Origin of the sequence: Jiangella muralis (assembly GCF_001270745.1) — a bacterium.
Lineage (GTDB): Bacteria > Actinomycetota > Actinomycetes > Jiangellales > Jiangellaceae > Jiangella > Jiangella muralis.
This window is the reverse complement of the sequence record NZ_KQ434757.1, coordinates 117,080-131,931: the sequence shown is the minus strand read 5'-3', so window position 1 is coordinate 131,931 and position 14,852 is coordinate 117,080. Positions and strand designations below refer to the sequence as shown.

General features: G+C 71.5%; 16 protein-coding genes. 9 read left to right on the top strand and 7 right to left on the bottom strand.

Annotation, left to right across the window (positions count from 1 at the left end; translation table 11 throughout):
• Positions 1-39: 39 nt before the first annotated feature.
• Positions 40-1,632 carry an MFS transporter gene (locus ACW62_RS14035; RefSeq protein WP_420843584.1) on the bottom strand — a complete coding sequence of 531 codons (1,593 nt, stop codon included), beginning with the start codon at positions 1,630-1,632 and terminating at the stop codon, positions 40-42.
• Between the two features lie 115 nt (positions 1,633-1,747).
• Here ACW62_RS14035 and ACW62_RS14030 point away from each other — a divergent pair, with 115 nt between their 5' ends.
• Complete coding sequence (locus ACW62_RS14030; protein ID WP_083459768.1) at positions 1,748-2,131, top strand: YciI family protein; 384 nt, start codon at positions 1,748-1,750, stop codon at positions 2,129-2,131.
• A gap of 63 nt (positions 2,132-2,194) precedes the next feature.
• Here ACW62_RS14030 and ACW62_RS14025 read toward each other — a convergent pair whose 3' ends face one another.
• The 3 genes from ACW62_RS14025 to ACW62_RS14015 form a co-directional block, all read right to left on the bottom strand.
• Positions 2,195-3,583 carry an LPXTG cell wall anchor domain-containing protein gene (locus tag ACW62_RS14025; protein ID WP_053204731.1) on the bottom strand — a complete coding sequence of 463 codons (1,389 nt, stop codon included), beginning with the start codon at positions 3,581-3,583 and terminating at the stop codon, positions 2,195-2,197.
• Between the two features lie 49 nt (positions 3,584-3,632).
• Positions 3,633-4,901, bottom strand: a complete 1,269-nt coding sequence (locus ACW62_RS14020) for a DUF4032 domain-containing protein (RefSeq protein ID WP_053204730.1) — start codon at positions 4,899-4,901, stop codon at positions 3,633-3,635.
• A 67-nt stretch (positions 4,902-4,968) separates the two neighbouring features.
• Positions 4,969-6,090, bottom strand: coding sequence for an ABC transporter ATP-binding protein (locus tag ACW62_RS14015; protein WP_053204729.1), 1,122 nt, complete (start codon positions 6,088-6,090; stop codon positions 4,969-4,971).
• A gap of 205 nt (positions 6,091-6,295) precedes the next feature.
• Here ACW62_RS14015 and ACW62_RS14010 point away from each other — a divergent pair, with 205 nt between their 5' ends.
• The 3 genes from ACW62_RS14010 (at position 6,296) to ACW62_RS14000 (ending at position 9,569) form a co-directional block, all read left to right on the top strand.
• Positions 6,296-7,324: a LacI family DNA-binding transcriptional regulator gene (locus ACW62_RS14010; protein WP_053204728.1), complete on the top strand. Its 1,029-nt coding sequence runs from the start codon at positions 6,296-6,298 to the stop codon at positions 7,322-7,324.
• A 95-nt stretch (positions 7,325-7,419) separates the two neighbouring features.
• The gene (locus ACW62_RS14005) at positions 7,420-7,860 is read left to right on the top strand and encodes a CBS domain-containing protein (RefSeq protein ID WP_053204727.1); all 441 of its coding nucleotides are present in this window, start codon (positions 7,420-7,422) and stop codon (positions 7,858-7,860) included.
• A gap of 392 nt (positions 7,861-8,252) precedes the next feature.
• The gene (locus ACW62_RS14000) at positions 8,253-9,569 is read left to right on the top strand and encodes an MFS transporter (protein WP_053204726.1); all 1,317 of its coding nucleotides are present in this window, start codon (positions 8,253-8,255) and stop codon (positions 9,567-9,569) included.
• Here ACW62_RS14000 and ACW62_RS13995 read toward each other — a convergent pair.
• Genes ACW62_RS13995 through ACW62_RS13985 form a run of 3 tightly spaced genes read right to left on the bottom strand, consistent with a single transcriptional unit; the run spans position 9,532 to position 11,803 of the window.
• Positions 9,532-10,341: a phosphotransferase gene (locus tag ACW62_RS13995; RefSeq protein WP_053204725.1), complete on the bottom strand. Its 810-nt coding sequence runs from the start codon at positions 10,339-10,341 to the stop codon at positions 9,532-9,534. The two genes, ACW62_RS14000 and ACW62_RS13995, sit on opposite strands and share 38 nt — an antisense overlap.
• Entirely contained in the window at positions 10,323-11,114 is a 792-nt protein-coding gene (locus ACW62_RS13990; RefSeq protein WP_053204724.1) for a class I SAM-dependent methyltransferase, read from the bottom strand. The genes ACW62_RS13995 and ACW62_RS13990 overlap by 19 nt, the downstream gene beginning before the upstream one ends.
• Positions 11,111-11,803 (bottom strand): TetR/AcrR family transcriptional regulator, encoded by a 693-nt coding sequence (locus ACW62_RS13985; protein ID WP_053204723.1) that lies wholly within the window; start codon positions 11,801-11,803, stop codon positions 11,111-11,113. Before ACW62_RS13985 ends, ACW62_RS13990 begins: the two co-directional genes overlap by 4 nt.
• 97 nt (positions 11,804-11,900) lie before the next feature.
• Here ACW62_RS13985 and ACW62_RS13980 point away from each other — a divergent pair, with 97 nt between their 5' ends.
• The 5 genes from ACW62_RS13980 (at position 11,901) to ACW62_RS13965 (ending at position 14,623) form a co-directional block, all read left to right on the top strand.
• Positions 11,901-13,460 carry an MFS transporter gene (locus ACW62_RS13980; RefSeq protein WP_053204722.1) on the top strand — a complete coding sequence of 520 codons (1,560 nt, stop codon included), beginning with the start codon at positions 11,901-11,903 and terminating at the stop codon, positions 13,458-13,460.
• Between the two features lie 2 nt (positions 13,461-13,462).
• Positions 13,463-13,621 (top strand): hypothetical protein, encoded by a 159-nt coding sequence (locus ACW62_RS34035; RefSeq protein ID WP_157574748.1) that lies wholly within the window; start codon positions 13,463-13,465, stop codon positions 13,619-13,621.
• 247 nt (positions 13,622-13,868) lie between these two features.
• Positions 13,869-14,099 (top strand): helix-turn-helix domain-containing protein, encoded by a 231-nt coding sequence (locus tag ACW62_RS13975; RefSeq protein WP_053204721.1) that lies wholly within the window; start codon positions 13,869-13,871, stop codon positions 14,097-14,099.
• 39 nt (positions 14,100-14,138) lie between these two features.
• Positions 14,139-14,342: a hypothetical protein gene (locus ACW62_RS13970; protein ID WP_053204720.1), complete on the top strand. Its 204-nt coding sequence runs from the start codon at positions 14,139-14,141 to the stop codon at positions 14,340-14,342.
• Positions 14,343-14,383: 41 nt separating this feature from the next.
• Entirely contained in the window at positions 14,384-14,623 is a 240-nt protein-coding gene (locus ACW62_RS13965) for a hypothetical protein (protein WP_157574747.1), read from the top strand.
• Positions 14,624-14,852: the final 229 nt, after the last annotated feature.

Here is a 14,852-nt window from a genome sequence, read left to right as displayed (position 1 = left end):
TGGTGGACCGGTCCCGGCTCCCGGGACAGCGCTCGAAGGTCAGGCCGCGACGGGCTCCGGCTCGGCGTCGGTCAGGTCCGCCGTCGCCTGCTCGGGGGCGTGGGCGGCCGGCTGGAACCGGCGGAACAGGGTCACACCGACGACCGCGAAGACGAGCAGGGCGGCGGCGCTGATGCTGGCGACCGTGGTGAGACCGGTCATGAACGCCTCGCGGGCGGCCTCGATGAGCGGGCCGGCCACGTCGGCGGGCAGTTCCGCGGCGGCCACGGTGGCGCCGGGCAGCGAGTCCTGGGCGGCGGTGGCCAGCTCGCCGGGCGTGCCGGCCGGGACCGTCAGGTCGGAGCGGTAGATCGCGGTGCCCAGGCTGCCCAGCGTCGCGATGCCGAGGGCGATGCCGAACTCGGCGCTGGTCTCGGAGACCGCTGCCGCGGAGCCGGCCTTCTCCGGCGGGGCGGAGCCGATCACGATGTCCGTCGTCAGGGAGGCGCCCGGGCCCATGCCCACGTTGGCGATGATCATGCCGACGATCATCAGACCGAGGCCGCCGGCGGCGCCGACCTGCGTCATCAGGAGCAGTCCGACGGCGGAGAACGCCATCCCGCCGCCGATCACCCAGCCGGCGCCGAACGTCCGGCTCAGCGCGGGGCCGTACATGGTGCCGGCGATCATGGCGACAGCCGGCGGGACCATCCAGAGCCCGGCTTCCAGCGCCGACAGGCCCTCGACCAGCTGCAGGTACTGGGCGACGAAGAGGAAGATGCCGCCCATCGCGAACCCGCCGACGGAGAAGATGCCGAGCGCCGAGCTGAACCGCTTGTTCCTGAACAGCCGCAGGTCCAGCAGCGGGTCGTCCAGCCGCAGCTGCCGGCGGGCGAACGTGACGCCCACGACCAGGCCGAGGACCACGGCGCCCAGCGACTCAGTGCTCACGCCGTCCTTCGCCAGCTCCTTGAGGCCGTAGATGACGGGCAGGATGGCGCCCAGCGACAGGCCCACGCTGGCGAGGTCGAGCCGGCCGGCGTCGGGGTTGCGGTGCTCGGGCAGCAGGATCGGGGCGGTCGCCAGCAGCAGCACCATCACCGGAACGCCGAGCAGGAACACCGCGCCCCACCAGAACGCCTCCAGCAGCACCCCGCCGATGGCCGGGCCGAGCGCCATGCCGCCCATGAAGCAGCTCATCCACACCGAGATCGCGACGCCGCGCTGCCTCGGGTCCTTGAACATGTTGCTGATCAGGCCGAGTGTCGACGGCATCAGCGTCGCGCCGGCGATGCCCAGCACCGTCCGGGTCGCGATCAGCATCTCCGCGCTCGTCGAGAAGGCGGCCAGCGCCGAAGCCGCGGCGAACGCGACGGCACCGATCATCAGCAGCTTCCGGCGGCCGATCCGGTCGCCGAGGGTGCCCATGGTGATGAGGAAGCCGGCCACCATGAAGCCGTAGATGTCGGTGATCCACAGCAGCTGGGTGCTGCTCGGCTTCAGGTCGGCGGCCAGGTGCGGCACCGCCAGGTGGAGAACGCTCATGTCGAGTGCGAGCAGCAGGGTGGGCAGGGCCAGTACGGCCAGGCCGATCCACTCGCGCTTGCCGGCTCGCTCCACGGGAGCCGATGTGTCGATGGTCGTCACGGTAATCCCTCTCTCAGGTCCTTCGATCGCGCTGTCATCCGGTACGTCGCGGTCGCGGGACGGATTTCGACATCGACAAATGTGACCTGCATCACATGGGAGTCGTGAGAGGGTGAACCCCGTGAAGTACCTGATGCTCATCTACAACAACGCGGGCGCGGGCCCCGACCCCGAGGCGGAGGCCCGGCTGCAGGGGCACGTCACCCTGTTCAAGGAGCTCAACGAGTCGGGGACGGTGCTCAGCTCGGCCGCGCTCGGCGACGGCTCCGGCGTGCTGACGGTGCGCGCGGGCGCCCGTGGCGGCGCGCCCGCCATCACCGACGGCCCGTTCCTCGAGGCCAAGGAACTACTGGCCGGCTACTACCTGGTCGACTGCGAGACGCCCGAGGAGGCGGCGGCCATCGCTGCGCGCATCCCGTGCGGCGTCGGCGGCGTGGTCGAGATCCGGCCGGTGAACGAGGAGGTCACCGACGTCGTCCGCGGCGACGCGCCCTACCGCGTCTGAGTACACACGACGAGGGGTGGACGGCCACGCGGCCGTCCACCCCTCGTCGTCTTCCGTGCTGCGTTACGCGACCGTGCCGCGGCGGTACCGGTACAGCAGCGCCGCGCCGGCCACCAGGGCCACGCCCAACGTCACCAGCACGCCGGTGCTGCCGGCGCCGGTGTCGGGCAGGTCGTCGTCAGAGGTGGGCGACGGCGACGGCGTCGGCTCCTCGGTCGGCTCCTGCGTCGGGGTCGGGCTCTCGGACGGCTCGTCCGTCGGATCCTCGGTGGGCTCGTCCGTCGGATCCTCGGTGGGGTCCTCGGTCGGGTCGTCCGTGGGATCGTCGGTCGGGTCGTCCGTCGGGTCCTCGGTCGGGGTCGGGGTGGGCGTCTCGCACTCGATCGGCGCCACGACGTCGATGCCCTTGTGCACGAGGTCCTGCGGCGGGACGCCGTCGGCCCGGCTCGCGTGCATGACGTCGAACGGCACCCGGCCGCACTCGCCGCCATTGTCGTCGACGGCGTGCTTGTCGGGCTTCGACACGATGCCCGGGCCCTCGACCCATGGGCCCTCGATGTTCACCGGCGCCCACGGGTGCTCGGCGAGGTTCTCGGTGCCGAGGAACGTCAGCGTGGTGCGGCCGGCGTCGTTGTTGTGGGCGATGACGAACGACTCGAGCTCGTCGGAGTACTGCCAGTCCGCCGAGAACGCGTTCGCCACGGAGAAGCTGCGGTTGTTCTCCGGCGTACCGGACTGCCAGCCCTCGGCCGTGAACACCTCGGTGCCGGAGGCGAACGTCGGGTCGGCCGAGCGCCAGGCGAACTGGCCCGCGCCGTTGGTGGGCAGCGCGCCGGCGCCGGTGGTGTCGGTGAAGATCAGGTAGAACTGCCCGTCGAGGTAGACCGCACTGGGCTGGCCGGCGCCGTAGGTGTTGCCGGTGTCCTGCTGGTTCGCCGGCGCGATGATCGGCTGGTCGGTCATGCGCTCCCAGCTGAGGCCGTCGGAGCTGCGGGCGACGCCGATGGTGGTGGCGCCGTCGTTCACGGCCGCGCCGTAGTACATGTAGTAGGTGCCGTCGACCTTGACGACGGACGGGTCGCAGGTGTGCTGCCCGTCGAAGCTGCCGTCGCCGCGCCCCTCGAAGACGATCAGCGGTTCGCCGCCGCCCGGCGCGGTGAACGGGCCGTCGAGGTTCGGCGACTCCGCATACAGGATGTCGTCGCCGGGCACGGCGCCCTGTGGGTGCTGCGCGCAGTACCACATGCGGTACACGCCGTTCTCGGCGATGATCGTCGGTGCGTATTCATAGGCCGCGTCGCCGCCGGTCAGCGGCGCGGAGTTGGGTCGGGGGTTCTCGGTGGTGAGCGGTTCGTCCTGAGCGCTCGCCGGGCCCGCCGCGGCGAGCACGAGGGCGACGCCGATGGCCGCGGCCGCGAAGAGACTGCGGGTTCGTATGGTGTGGTGCCTCATCCAGTTCCCAAATGTCATGTGCCCGCGCGGAGCACCATAACAGGTCGGGTTACTGGAGGTCGCTCCACGTGATGCGGAACGGCTGGGTGGTGTCGGCCTCGGCGCTGGTGCCGCCCAGGATGGCCAGCTCGTCCGGCTTGTGCCGCAGGACGGTGTCGGCGTAGTCGCGCGCGGCCTCCTCGAGCCCGACGTCGCGGCCGAGGTTCTCGGAGAGATACCAGCGGTGCTCGAGCACCTCGTGGAAGATCTCCGGGCCCTCCAGCTTGCCGCGCAGCTCGCGCGGGATGGCCCGCAGCACCGGCTCGTAACTGTCCAGCACCCACGCGTTGGCGACGATCTCCTCGTCCTCGCCCTGCTGCTCGGTGACGGCGGCGTAGGTGTCGAGGTCGTTGAGCAGCCGGCGGGCCTGGTTCTCCTGCGAGTCGATGCCGGTGAGGCGCAGCAGCCGGCGCGAGTGGTGGCCGGGGTCGACGACCTTCGGCTGGACGCGGATGGTGCGGCCGCCGATGTCGGTGACGATGTCGAGCTCGTCGACGTCGAAGCCCAGCTCGTTGAGGCGGTCGACCCGGCGGGCGATGCGCCACCGCTCGTTGACGTCGAACGCCTCCCACTCGGTCAGCTCGGTCCACAGCGCCGTGTACCGCTCGACCACCTGGTCGCTGACGGCGATGGGGTCGACGCTCTCGTCCAGCTGGCCGGCGGCGAGGAGGTCCATCATCTCGCCGGCGATGTTCGTGCGGGCGGTGTCGAGGTCGTGCGCCCGCTGTCCGTCGCTGAGCCCGTTGTGCAGCTCACCGGTCTCGGCGTCGACGAGGTAGGCGGCGAACGCGCCGGCGTCGCGGCGGAACAGCGTGTTCGAGAGCGAGCAGTCGCCCCAGTAGAAGCCGGTGAGGTGCAGCCGGGCGATCAGCACGACCAGCGCGTCGATGAGGCGGTCGACGGTGTCGCGGCGCATCATGCGGGCGAACAGCGCGCGGTACGGCAGCGAGAACTGCAGGTGCCGGGTGACGAGGACGGAGTCGAGCGACTCGCCGTCGGGGGCCTCGCGGCCGCTGACGACGCCGACCGCCTGGACCGCGGGGACGCCGAGCCGGGCGAGGTCGCGCAGCATCTGGTACTCGCGGTCGGCGTACGGCTTGACGATCTCTTTCAGCGCGTAGACGTTGCGGCCGAGCCGGGTGAACCGGACGACGTGGCGCGAGATGCCGCGGGGGAGCGCGACCAGGTACCACTCGGGCCACTGTTCCAGCGGCATGTCCCAGGGCAGGTCGAGGAGCGCCTGCTGCTCGCGCGGTGCGGCGAGGATCCGAAGCTCCATGGAACCATTGTCCCGTACGGAGCCGCCGGATCCTCGCCGCGGCGTTCAGCTGGTGGTCAGCGGTGGGTCAGGGCTCCAGCCGCTCGCCGGTCTTGACCGAGAAGAAGTGCTCGCTGCCCTGACGGACGGTGAAGTTGATCTTCTCGCCCTTCTGCGGCGCGTTGCGCGGCTCGACCCGCGCGATGATCTGGTCGCTGCGCAGGCGGTCGGCCTGCTCCTCGGCGGCCGGGCCGGCCGGGCGGCCGTAGACGTAGGCGTCGGAGCCGAGCTCCTCGACGACGTCGACGAGCACCGGGATGCCGCCCGCCTCCTCGGCCGACGCCGGGGTCAGCGACTCGGGCCGGAAGCCCAGGACGACGGTGTCGGAGCCTTCCGCCGCCACCTTCGCGGAGATGGACGCCGGGACGGCGACGTCGGCGTTGCCGAGGGTGGCGCGGCCGTCCTTGACGTCGAAGGTCGCGATGTTCATGGCCGGCGAGCCGATGAACCCGGCGACGAACACGTTGGACGGCTTGTCGTAGAGGCCCAGCGGGCTGTCGACCTGCTGGAGCAGGCCCGCGTTGAGCACCGCGACGCGGTCGCCCATGGTCATGGCCTCGACCTGGTCGTGCGTGACGTAGACCGTGGTGATGCCCAGACGGCGCTGCAGCGAGGCGATCTGGGTGCGGGTGGACACGCGCAGCTTGGCGTCGAGGTTCGACAGCGGCTCGTCCATGAGGAACACCTGCGGCTCGCGGACGATGGCCCGGCCCATGGCGACACGCTGGCGCTGACCACCGGAGAGCGCCTTCGGCTTGCGGTCGAGGTACTCGGAGAGGTCGAGCAGCTTGGCGGCGTCGCCCACGCGGCGGCGGATCTCGTCCTTCGGCGTGCCGGCGATCTTCAGCGCGAAGCCCATGTTGTCGGCCACCGACATGTGCGGGTACAGCGCGTAGTTCTGGAACACCATCGCGATGTCGCGGTCCTTGGGCGGCATGTGCGTGACGTCGCGCTCGCCGATGCGGATGGCGCCGCCGTCGACCTCTTCGAGGCCGGCCAGCATGCGGAGGCTGGTGGACTTGCCGCAGCCGGAGGGGCCGACGAGCACGAGGAACTCCCCGTCCTCGATGGCGAGCTCGAGAGCGTCGACTGCCGGCTTGTCGGTCCCCGGGTAGATGCGGGTGGCCTTGTCGAACGTGACCGTAGCCATCGTTGATTCCCTTCACCGGCAGGTACGTGCCGGACGATCCGTTGTGAAGTGGACGGGTATGAAGTTGTCCCGCGAGCGACTGCCAGGTTGCGGGTGATACGAGACACTATAGGTCGGCCCTCGATCCGTCACCCGGGCGTGAGGTAGGTCACGCCCGGCGTCGCGCCGACCCCGGCCGGTACGGGCCGCGCGGTACCGTCCGTCCATGACGGTGCGGCTCAGCGACGTCGCCCTGCATGCCGGGGTCAGCGAGGCGACGGTCAGCCGGGTGCTCAACGCGAAGCCGGGCGTGGCCGCGCAGACCCGACAGGCGGTGCTGGCGGCGCTCGACGTCCTGGGCTACGAGCGGCCGAGCCGGCTGCGCTCGACCAGCGCCGGGCTCATCGGGCTCATCGTGCCCGAGCTGGAGAACCCCGTCTTCCCGGCGTTCGTGCAGGTCATCGAGACGATTCTGGCGCAGCGCGAGTACACCCCGCTGCTGTGCACCCAGACGCCCGGCGGCGTCACCGAGGACGAGTACGTCGAGATGCTGGTCGACCGCGGCGTCGCCGGCATCCTGTTCGTGTCCGGATTGCATGCCGACAGCACCGCCGGACCGGCCCGCTACCACCGTCTGCGCGAGCTGGGGCTGCCGATCGTGCTGGTCAACGGGTTCGTCCCCGGCCTGGACGTCCCGTTCGTGTCCACCGACGACGTCGCCGCGGCCGAGTTGGCCGTGCAGCACCTGGCGTCGCTCGGGCACCGTCGCATCGGACTGGCGATCGGGCCGCGCCGGTTCGTCCCGGCGGCCCGCAAGATCGAGGGGTTCACCCGGGCGCTGCGGGCGGTCCCGGGCGCGCCGGACCCGGACGGCCTGGTGGCGACGTCCTTCTTCACCGTCGAGGGCGGCCGGGCCTGTGCCTCGCGGCTGTTGGACGCCGGCTGCACCGCCATCGTGTGCGGGTCGGATCTGATGGCCCTGGGCGCCGTCCGGGCGGTCCGGCAGCGCGGGCTCACGGTGCCCGGCGACGTCTCCGTCATCGGGTACGACGACTCCCCGCTCATTCCGTTCACCGACCCGCCGCTGACCACCGTCCGGCAGGCGGTCCCGGCGATGGCCGCCGCGGCCGTCCAGGCGCTGCTCGAGCAGATCGCCGGACGGCCCGCCGACCGCGCGGAACTGCTGTTCACGCCCGAGCTGGTGGTGCGCGGATCGACCGGTGCGGCCCCGACTGGAGCGGACAATTCGGGGTAAAGCACTCTCGACTGTTCCGAAACCTTTCCGGATCGACGCGAACGCCGTACGGTTCAATGGCACCAGGAGTACTCCGAGCGGCGAGGAGGCCCCCGATGCGCATCTCCGACATCATCCGGTCCAAGGGCAAGGGCGTCGTGACGGTGCCCCCCGACACCGACGTCCGCACTCTGCTCACCGTCCTGGCCGAGAACCGCATCGGCGCCGTCGTGGTGTCGCCGGACGGTGACACGATCAGCGGCATCGTCTCCGAGCGCGACATCGTCCGGGCGCTGGCCGCCCGTGGCGCCAGTGTGCTCTCTGAGCCGGTCTCGGCGATCATGACCGCCGACGTCCAGACCTGCGCGCCGCACCAGCACATCGACGAGCTGGCCGCGGCCATGACGCTGGGCCGGTTCCGGCACATGCCGGTGGTCTCCGACGCGGGCGGGCTCGACGGCATCGTCAGCATCGGCGACGTCGTGAAGATCCGCATCACCGAACTCGAGGTCGAGCGCGACTCCCTCTCGTCCTACATTCGCACGGCCGCCACCTGACAATTCCGGCGACACCGTCGTAGGACCCATTCGGCCCTCCACCGATCGGCCGATCTTTCCTGACGTTTACCGGCAAACCGGTCAGCGTGTTCCCAGGTCCGGGCGCGTCGACATGCACGACAAGTCGATCTCTGAAAGTCTTTCGCCCGTCTAGAAGCCTTTGCCCAGGAACTTGTGCGCGAGATCGTCATGCGTTGTGAGCAGCCGCGCAATTCTCGGACGTGGTGGTTTTCGAGCCGCCACTTCCGATTGTGGGGACCGCCTGAAATCAAACCCGCAGTCGGAATGGTCACATGCCCTCGTGACCGAAGACGAAGGGCCCGGTGCTCCCTCCTGGGGTGCCGGGTCCTTCGCGGCCGTCCCGGCCGGCGGCGGTGGACAATGGAACCCTGATGCCGACTCCGCGCCGTGCCTGGACCATCTGGTGCGTCGGCGTATCCGCCTACATCGTCGCGGTCATGCACCGCACCACGTTCGGGGTGGCGGGACTCGACGCGGCCGGCCGGTTCGACGTGTCGGCCAGCGTGCTCGCCTCGTTCGTCGTGCTACAGCTGGTGGTCTACGCGGGGCTGCAGATCCCGATCGGCATGCTGCTCGACCGCATCGGCGGGCGCCGGCTGGTCATCGCCGGTGCGCTGCTGATGGCGGCGGGGCAGGCGCTGCTCGCCGTGGCCGAGTCGGTGCCGATGGCCGCGGCCGGGCGGGTGCTCGTCGGCATGGGCGACGCCCTGACCTTCGTGAGCGTCCTGCGCATCGTGGCGGCCTGGTTCCCGCCCCGCCGGGTCCCGGTGATGACGCAGCTCACCGGCCTGGTGGGGCAGGCAGGCCAGATACTGTCCGCGGTGCCGTTCGTCGCCGTCCTGCACACCTACGGGTGGAGCACGGCGTTCGGCTCGGCGGCCGCGACCGGCCTGCTGGTGTGCGTGCTGGCCGCCGCGGCGCTGCGCGACACCCCGTCGGCGCGGGCGCAGCCGGTGGCCGACGGCTCCATGCGCCACCTGGGCGCGGACCTCGTCACGGCGTGGCGGCATCCGGGCACCCGGCTGGGGCTGTGGACGCACTTCACCACCCAGTTCTCCGGCACCGTGTTCGCGCTGATGTGGGGGTTCCCGTTCCTGGTCTCCGGCGAGGGCGTCTCCGAGGCGGGGGCCGGCGCGCTGCTGACGTTGACGGTGCTGGCCGGCGTGGTGGCCGGTCCGGTCATCGGTGTCATGGTGCAGCGGCATCCGCTGCGGCGGTCGTGGCTGGTGCTCGGGATCGTGTTCGCGAACGCGGCCGCCTGGACCGCCGTCCTGCTGCTGCCCGGGCGGGCGCCGGGCTGGCTGCTGGTGCTGCTGGTGCTGTCGATGGCGCTGAGCGGCCCCGGCTCGATGATCGGATTCGACTTCGCCCGCACATTCAACCCGCCGAACCGCCTCGGCACCGCGACCGGCATCGTCAACGTGGGCGGGTTCGTGGCGTCGCTGCTCACCATCCTGGCCATCGGTCTGGTGCTGGACGCACGCAGCGGCGGCGCGTCGGCGACCGCGTACGAGCTGGGCGACTTCCGGGTGGCGATGTGCGTGCAGTACGTGATGTGGACGATCGGGCTGGCCGGGATCCTGCGGTCGCGCCGCCTGGTCCGCCGCCGCATGGCCGAGGCCGGCGTCGTCGTCCCGCCGCTGCGCGACGTCATCGCCGCCCGGCGCCGTCGGCGAGGGCGGCCGTGAACCGGTCGCGGTGGGCGCGGACGAACGCGTGCTCCCGCCACGACCACGCCGTCCGCGCCGATGCCGCCTCCTCGGGCCGGCCGGCCCACCAGCGCGCGTTGCGCTCCAGCCGCTCCAGCATCGCGTCGACCAGCCCGCCCCGCTGACCATCGTCGAGCCGGTAGCCGTCCGCGACGACGCTCAGCTGCCGGGCCTGCGCTGCTGGCTCAGGCGCCGTCGGCTTGGACGAGACGCACCAGGTCCACGCCAGGTAGCCGACGTCTTCGAGCGGGTCGCCCGGCGCGGCGAAGTCGAAGTCGATGAACGCGACCGGCAGGCCGTCGACCGGTCGCTGGGCGGGTACGGTCCCCGCCCGGCTGGGAGGGAATCCCACCCTACGGGCGGGCACCGACAACCGTCGCGCCGACGAATCGCGGAACACGGCGTTGTTCGGGCCTGGGTCGTGGTGGCACACGACGGCGTGCGGCCCGGCCAGCCGGCTGCCCCGGGTGGCGTCGTGGAAGGTGCGCAGCAGCGCCGCGGCCGCGTGCACCTGGGCGTCGGTCCAGGTCCGGAACCGTGCGGGGACGTCGCCGTCCAGGTAGCTGAGCACGTCGCGACCGCCCTCGTCGGTGCCGAGGTAGCGGGGCGCGCCGTCGAAGCCGCGGTCGGCGAGCAGGGTGAGCAGCGCCGCGACGAAGGCGGAGTGCGGCCCGGCCGGGCGGCGCACCGTGTCGCCGACCCGGACGACGCCGGGCGTGAGATTGCCGCCGGTCAGCGGCTGTTCGGCCACGTGCGGGCGACGCGCAGTTCGTAGAGGTAGGCCTTGGTGACGCTGCCGCCGTAGCGGTGCTCGATCAGGTCGCCGATGCCGTCGAACAGCCCGCGGCGCAGGTCGGGGCGGAGCGCCCGGTGGCCGGAGTACGTCGACAGCAGGTCGAGGTAGCCCTGGGTGTCGTACGTGACGTCGGCGCGGAAGCGGCGCCGGACCGCGGGCTGGAACAGCGGCGAGTCGTCGATCTCGTCGGTGAACGGCTCGATGGTGTCGGCCGCGCGCAGCCGCAGGCCGGGCTCCGTCGCCGGGTCCCAGCGCTCATAGCACTCCTGCGCGTAGGCGAAGAAGTCGGCCGTGCCGCCGAGCACGTGCTCCGTCGCCACCGTGGCCAGCGCGCCGCCCGGGCGCAGCACGGCCGCCACCCGCTCGGCCCGCACCGCGGGATCGACCCAGTGCCAGGCGGTGAACGACGTGACGAGGTCGGCCGACGCGGGCGGCGCCGGCCACCGCTCGAACGCCGCCTCCACCACCTCGACGGGCAGGCCGGCGGTGCGCGAGCGCAGCGCCGCCGCCAGGTTCGCGCCCAGCTCGACGGCGACGACGTGCGCGCCGGTCGCCGCCAGGCCGACCGTCGCCTGCCCCGTACCGGGACCGATCTCGACCACCCGCGCCGCCGGACCCAGACCGGCCAGCTCGCCGAGTGCGGTGAAGACCGCCTCCGGGTAGCCCGGCCGGACCCGCGCGTAGAGCGCCGCGTCCTCGTCGAAGATCGTGCGCAGCTCTCGGCTCATGGCGCCGATCGTCGCACGGCCCAGGTGTGCAGCCCGTGCAGCGACGCGGCGCCGCTGAGCGATGCGCTGTGTTCCAGCAGCGCCGGGTAGTCCGCCGCGACGCCTTGCAGCAGCGTCTCGACCGCCCGCTCCAGCTCGAGGTCGCCGGTGTGGGCGTGACCGAACAGGGCGCGGTAGTGGACCAGCGCGCCGAGCAGGTCGAGGACGAGGTCGAGGTCGGCGTCGGGACGCAGGTCACCGCGGGCACGGGCGCGGTCCAGGGTGCGCGCCACCGCCCGCCGCGGCGGGTCGAACAAGGTCGTCATGAACCCCTCGCGCAGGGCGTCGTCGGACGCGCAGTCGGCCAGCAGCGGGCCGAGCACGTCCGGCGGGAGCTGCTCGAACGCGGCCACGAAGACCTTCAGCGACTCGTCCAGGTCGCACAGCGTGCAGCCCGAGTCCGGGCCGTCGACGGCGTCCAGCCGGCTGCCGAGCGCGGCGAGCACCAGTTGCTGCCGCCCGGGCCAACGCCGCCGGATCGCGGGCTTGGTCGTCCCGGCCCGCCGTGCGACGTCCTCGAGGCTGAGGTGGGTGTAGCCGTGCTCGGACAGCGCGGCAAGCGTGGCCATGAGCACCGCGGCGTCGATGGACGGGTCGCGCGGACGGCCGACGCCCTCGGGGCGGGCGGAGCGGCCACGGAGATCCGGCATGGCTCCATGGTAATTGCGATCCGGAACGGAATGCTCTCGACGGGTATCGTTCCGTTGTGTACCGTATCGAAACATAATCGAGCGGGAGGCGGACCGGATGGACGGCGGAACGGAACGCGCCGGGGCGCGGGCGTGGCTCGGGCTGGCGGTGCTGGTCCTCCCGACGCTGATGCTCGGGCTGGACCTGACGGTGCTCTATATGGCGTTGCCGCACCTGGGCGCCGAGCTGGGTGCGGACAGCACGCAGCTGCTGTGGATCACCGACGTCTACGGGTTCATGGTCGCCGGGCTGCTGATCACGATGGGCACGGTCGGCGACCGGATCGGCCGCCGGCGGCTGTTGCTGATCGGCGCCCTGGGGTTCGCCGCGGCCTCCGTGCTCGCCGCGTACGCGACCAGTGCCGCGATGCTGATCGGCGCGCGGGCGCTGCTCGGCATCGCCGGGGCGACGCTGATGCCGTCGACGCTGTCGCTGCTGCGCACCATTTTCGCCCAACCACGGCAGCGGTCGCTGGCGATCGGCGTCTGGCTGATCGCCTTCTCCGTCGGCGGCGTCACCGGACCGGCGATCGGCGGCGTGCTGCTGGAGCACTTCTGGTGGGGCTCGGTGTTCCTGCTCGCGGTGCCGGTGATGGTGCTCCTGCTGCTCGCCGGGCCGGCGCTGCTGCCCGAGGCGCGCGACCCGGATCCCGGCCGCGTCGACCTCACCAGCGTCGCCCTGTCGCTGGTCGCCGTCCTCTCCGTCGTCTATGGGCTCAAGGAGACCGCGCGGGACGGCGTCGGGCCGCTGCCACTGGCGCTGATCGCGGCCGGCCTCGTGCTCGGGGTGGTCTTCGTGCGCCGTCAGCTCCGGCTGCCTGATCCGCTGCTCGATCTCACGCTGTTCGCCCGCCGCCGGTTCACCGCCGCGACAGTGGCGCTGACGCTGACCATGCCGGTGATGTACTCGTTCGGCTTCTACTTCACCCAGCACCTCCAGTTGGTCGAAGGGCTGTCGCCGTCCGAGGCCGGCCTGTGGTTCCTGCCGCTCGGCGCCGCCACCGTCGTGGCGGCGCTCGCGGCGCCGGTGCTGGCCGGCCGGTTCCGGCCCGCGACCGTGATCGTCGCCGGGCTGGTCCTCGCGGTCGCCGGGTTCGGGCTGATCAGCCTGCTGGAGCCGGGGTCAGGGCTGACGCTGCTGATCGCCGGCGGGGTGCTGGTCAGCCTCGGCGTCAACGCGCTGGGCACGCTGGGGACGGACATCATCGTCGGCTCGGCGCCGCCGGAGCGGGTCGGCTCGGCGTCCGCCGTCTCGGAGACCAGCAACGAGTTCGGCGCGGCGATGGGCATCGCGGTGGGCGGCAGCATCGGCACCGCCATCTACAGCAGCCGGATCGACGAGCGGCTCCCCGACGGCGTCACGGGCGCAGCGGGCGACACCGTCCGCGACAGCTTCGCCGGCGCCTTCGCCGTCGCGCCGGACCTGCCCACCCCCGTCGCCGACGCGCTCCTCGCCGCCGCCCGCGAGGCGTTCCTCACCGGCCTGACCACCGTGACGACGGTCAGTGCGGTCGTGGTGGCCGGCATCGCGGTGCTGGTCGCGACGACGCTGCGCCACGTCCCGCCGATCGGCCGGGAGGCGCCCGAACCAGAGGATCGGGCCGCATCGACGGTGTGACGGTGGTCATCGCAGAGGTCCGTCTCCCTTCCGACGCGGACGCGCTGGCCCGCATCTACCTCTCCAGCGCCGCCCAGCATGCGAACGAGGCCGCCCTGCGGCGGTACCGCGACGTCGGCTACCAGCCGATGGGCGTGCTGCTGAGTAGGGCGATGCTGTAGGGAGCCCGAGGTCGGATTCGAGCCGATGACCTACCGCGTACGAGGCACTCAGCTCTGAACGCCGCGCTCACCTGCTGAAATGCAGGGAAATGCAAGAGTGTCGAGCCAAGAGTTACGCGGTGACCGAATTCGAACCCTCGCGAGCTGTCCACGTCCCCTGCTGTAATGGCATCGTGCCTCGCAGTACGAGTGCCACTACACCCCTGGCAGAACGTGCGGTCAGGCGGTCTAGCTATCGTCTGCCGCCATGAGGGAGAGAATTGACTCGACGCTGGACGCAGCGCTGCCGCTCCTGCTGAAGCCAGCTGAGGCTGGTCGGCTCCTTGGCGTGAGCGCTGACCACGTCTATCGCCTGATCGCCAATGGTGTGTTGGAGGCGGTCAACGCGGCTCAACCGGGCTCGAAGTCGCCCAAGACCAGGGTGCCTCTGGAGGCCGTGCACGAGTACATCGCGAGGTTGCGGGCCAGTCAGAAGTAGTGTCCTGCTGCACGACGCCGCGAGCGCGAGGAGTGGGTTATGAATGCGACGGCTTGGGTGGCCATCGCTGGCATCGCCGGCACGTTGATCGCGCCGGTACTCGCCGAGCGGATGCGCCGCAAGAGTGCCCGCCAGGAGGCGCTGATGGGACACCAACTGGTGGCCTACGCCGACCTTCTCCGGGCCACGGCGCGACTCGCGGGCAACGCCACGACGTGGGCTGCCCTCCGCTGGCGGACCTGACGGAGACCGAGGATGAGGAGCTGGACCGACTCATCAGTCAGGTGCGAACGGTCGCCGGCAAGCAGGTCTACGAAGAGCTTCGCGGACTCATGACGGTGATCCACCGCTTCAACCGCATGCTGGATCAGACTGCGACATACCACCAGCGCCTCCGCGACGACGGTGCCGTTGACGATTCCACGGCCATCTCCCAGCGAGTTGCCCTCGGTGACGTCGCAGAAGAGATCACCAAGAAGTGCGAGGCCCTTGAAGAGACCATCCGGCGCGATCTCGGCGGGTAAGCCGGGCCGGGGCGAAATACGGCCGGGTCAGAACGGCCGGTCGGGAGCGATGACCCGGAGGCCGATCCAGGCGGTGTCGTTGTCGAGGTCGTCGACCTCGACGCCGCACGCCTCCAGCTCGACGCGCACCACGCGAACGAGGCCGCCCTGCGGCTGTACTGCGACCTCGGCTACCAGCCGATGGGCGTGCTCCCCGATCGCGTTTCGTGAGCCCGACTCTCGCTGAGAA

Excerpts from the sequence above, each read along its gene's own strand:
- ACW62_RS14015 (WP_053204729.1), bottom strand. The coding sequence starts at position 6,090 with ATGGCTACGGTCACGTTCGACAAGGCCACCCGCATCTACCCGGGGACC.
- ACW62_RS14005 (WP_053204727.1), top strand. The coding sequence starts at position 7,420 with ATGCGCATCTCCGACATCATCCGGTCCAAGGGCAAGGGCGTCGTGACG.
- ACW62_RS14025 (WP_053204731.1), bottom strand. The coding sequence starts at position 3,583 with ATGAGGCACCACACCATACGAACCCGCAGTCTCTTCGCGGCCGCGGCC.
- ACW62_RS14010 (WP_053204728.1), top strand. The coding sequence starts at position 6,296 with ATGACGGTGCGGCTCAGCGACGTCGCCCTGCATGCCGGGGTCAGCGAG.
- ACW62_RS13990 (WP_053204724.1), bottom strand. The coding sequence starts at position 11,114 with ATGAGCCGAGAGCTGCGCACGATCTTCGACGAGGACGCGGCGCTCTAC.
- ACW62_RS13970 (WP_053204720.1), top strand. The coding sequence starts at position 14,139 with ATGAATGCGACGGCTTGGGTGGCCATCGCTGGCATCGCCGGCACGTTG.
- ACW62_RS13980 (WP_053204722.1), top strand. The coding sequence starts at position 11,901 with ATGGACGGCGGAACGGAACGCGCCGGGGCGCGGGCGTGGCTCGGGCTG.
- ACW62_RS14000 (WP_053204726.1), top strand. The coding sequence starts at position 8,253 with ATGCCGACTCCGCGCCGTGCCTGGACCATCTGGTGCGTCGGCGTATCC.
- ACW62_RS14020 (WP_053204730.1), bottom strand. The coding sequence starts at position 4,901 with ATGGAGCTTCGGATCCTCGCCGCACCGCGCGAGCAGCAGGCGCTCCTC.
- ACW62_RS13985 (WP_053204723.1), bottom strand. The coding sequence starts at position 11,803 with ATGCCGGATCTCCGTGGCCGCTCCGCCCGCCCCGAGGGCGTCGGCCGT.
- ACW62_RS13975 (WP_053204721.1), top strand. The coding sequence starts at position 13,869 with ATGAGGGAGAGAATTGACTCGACGCTGGACGCAGCGCTGCCGCTCCTG.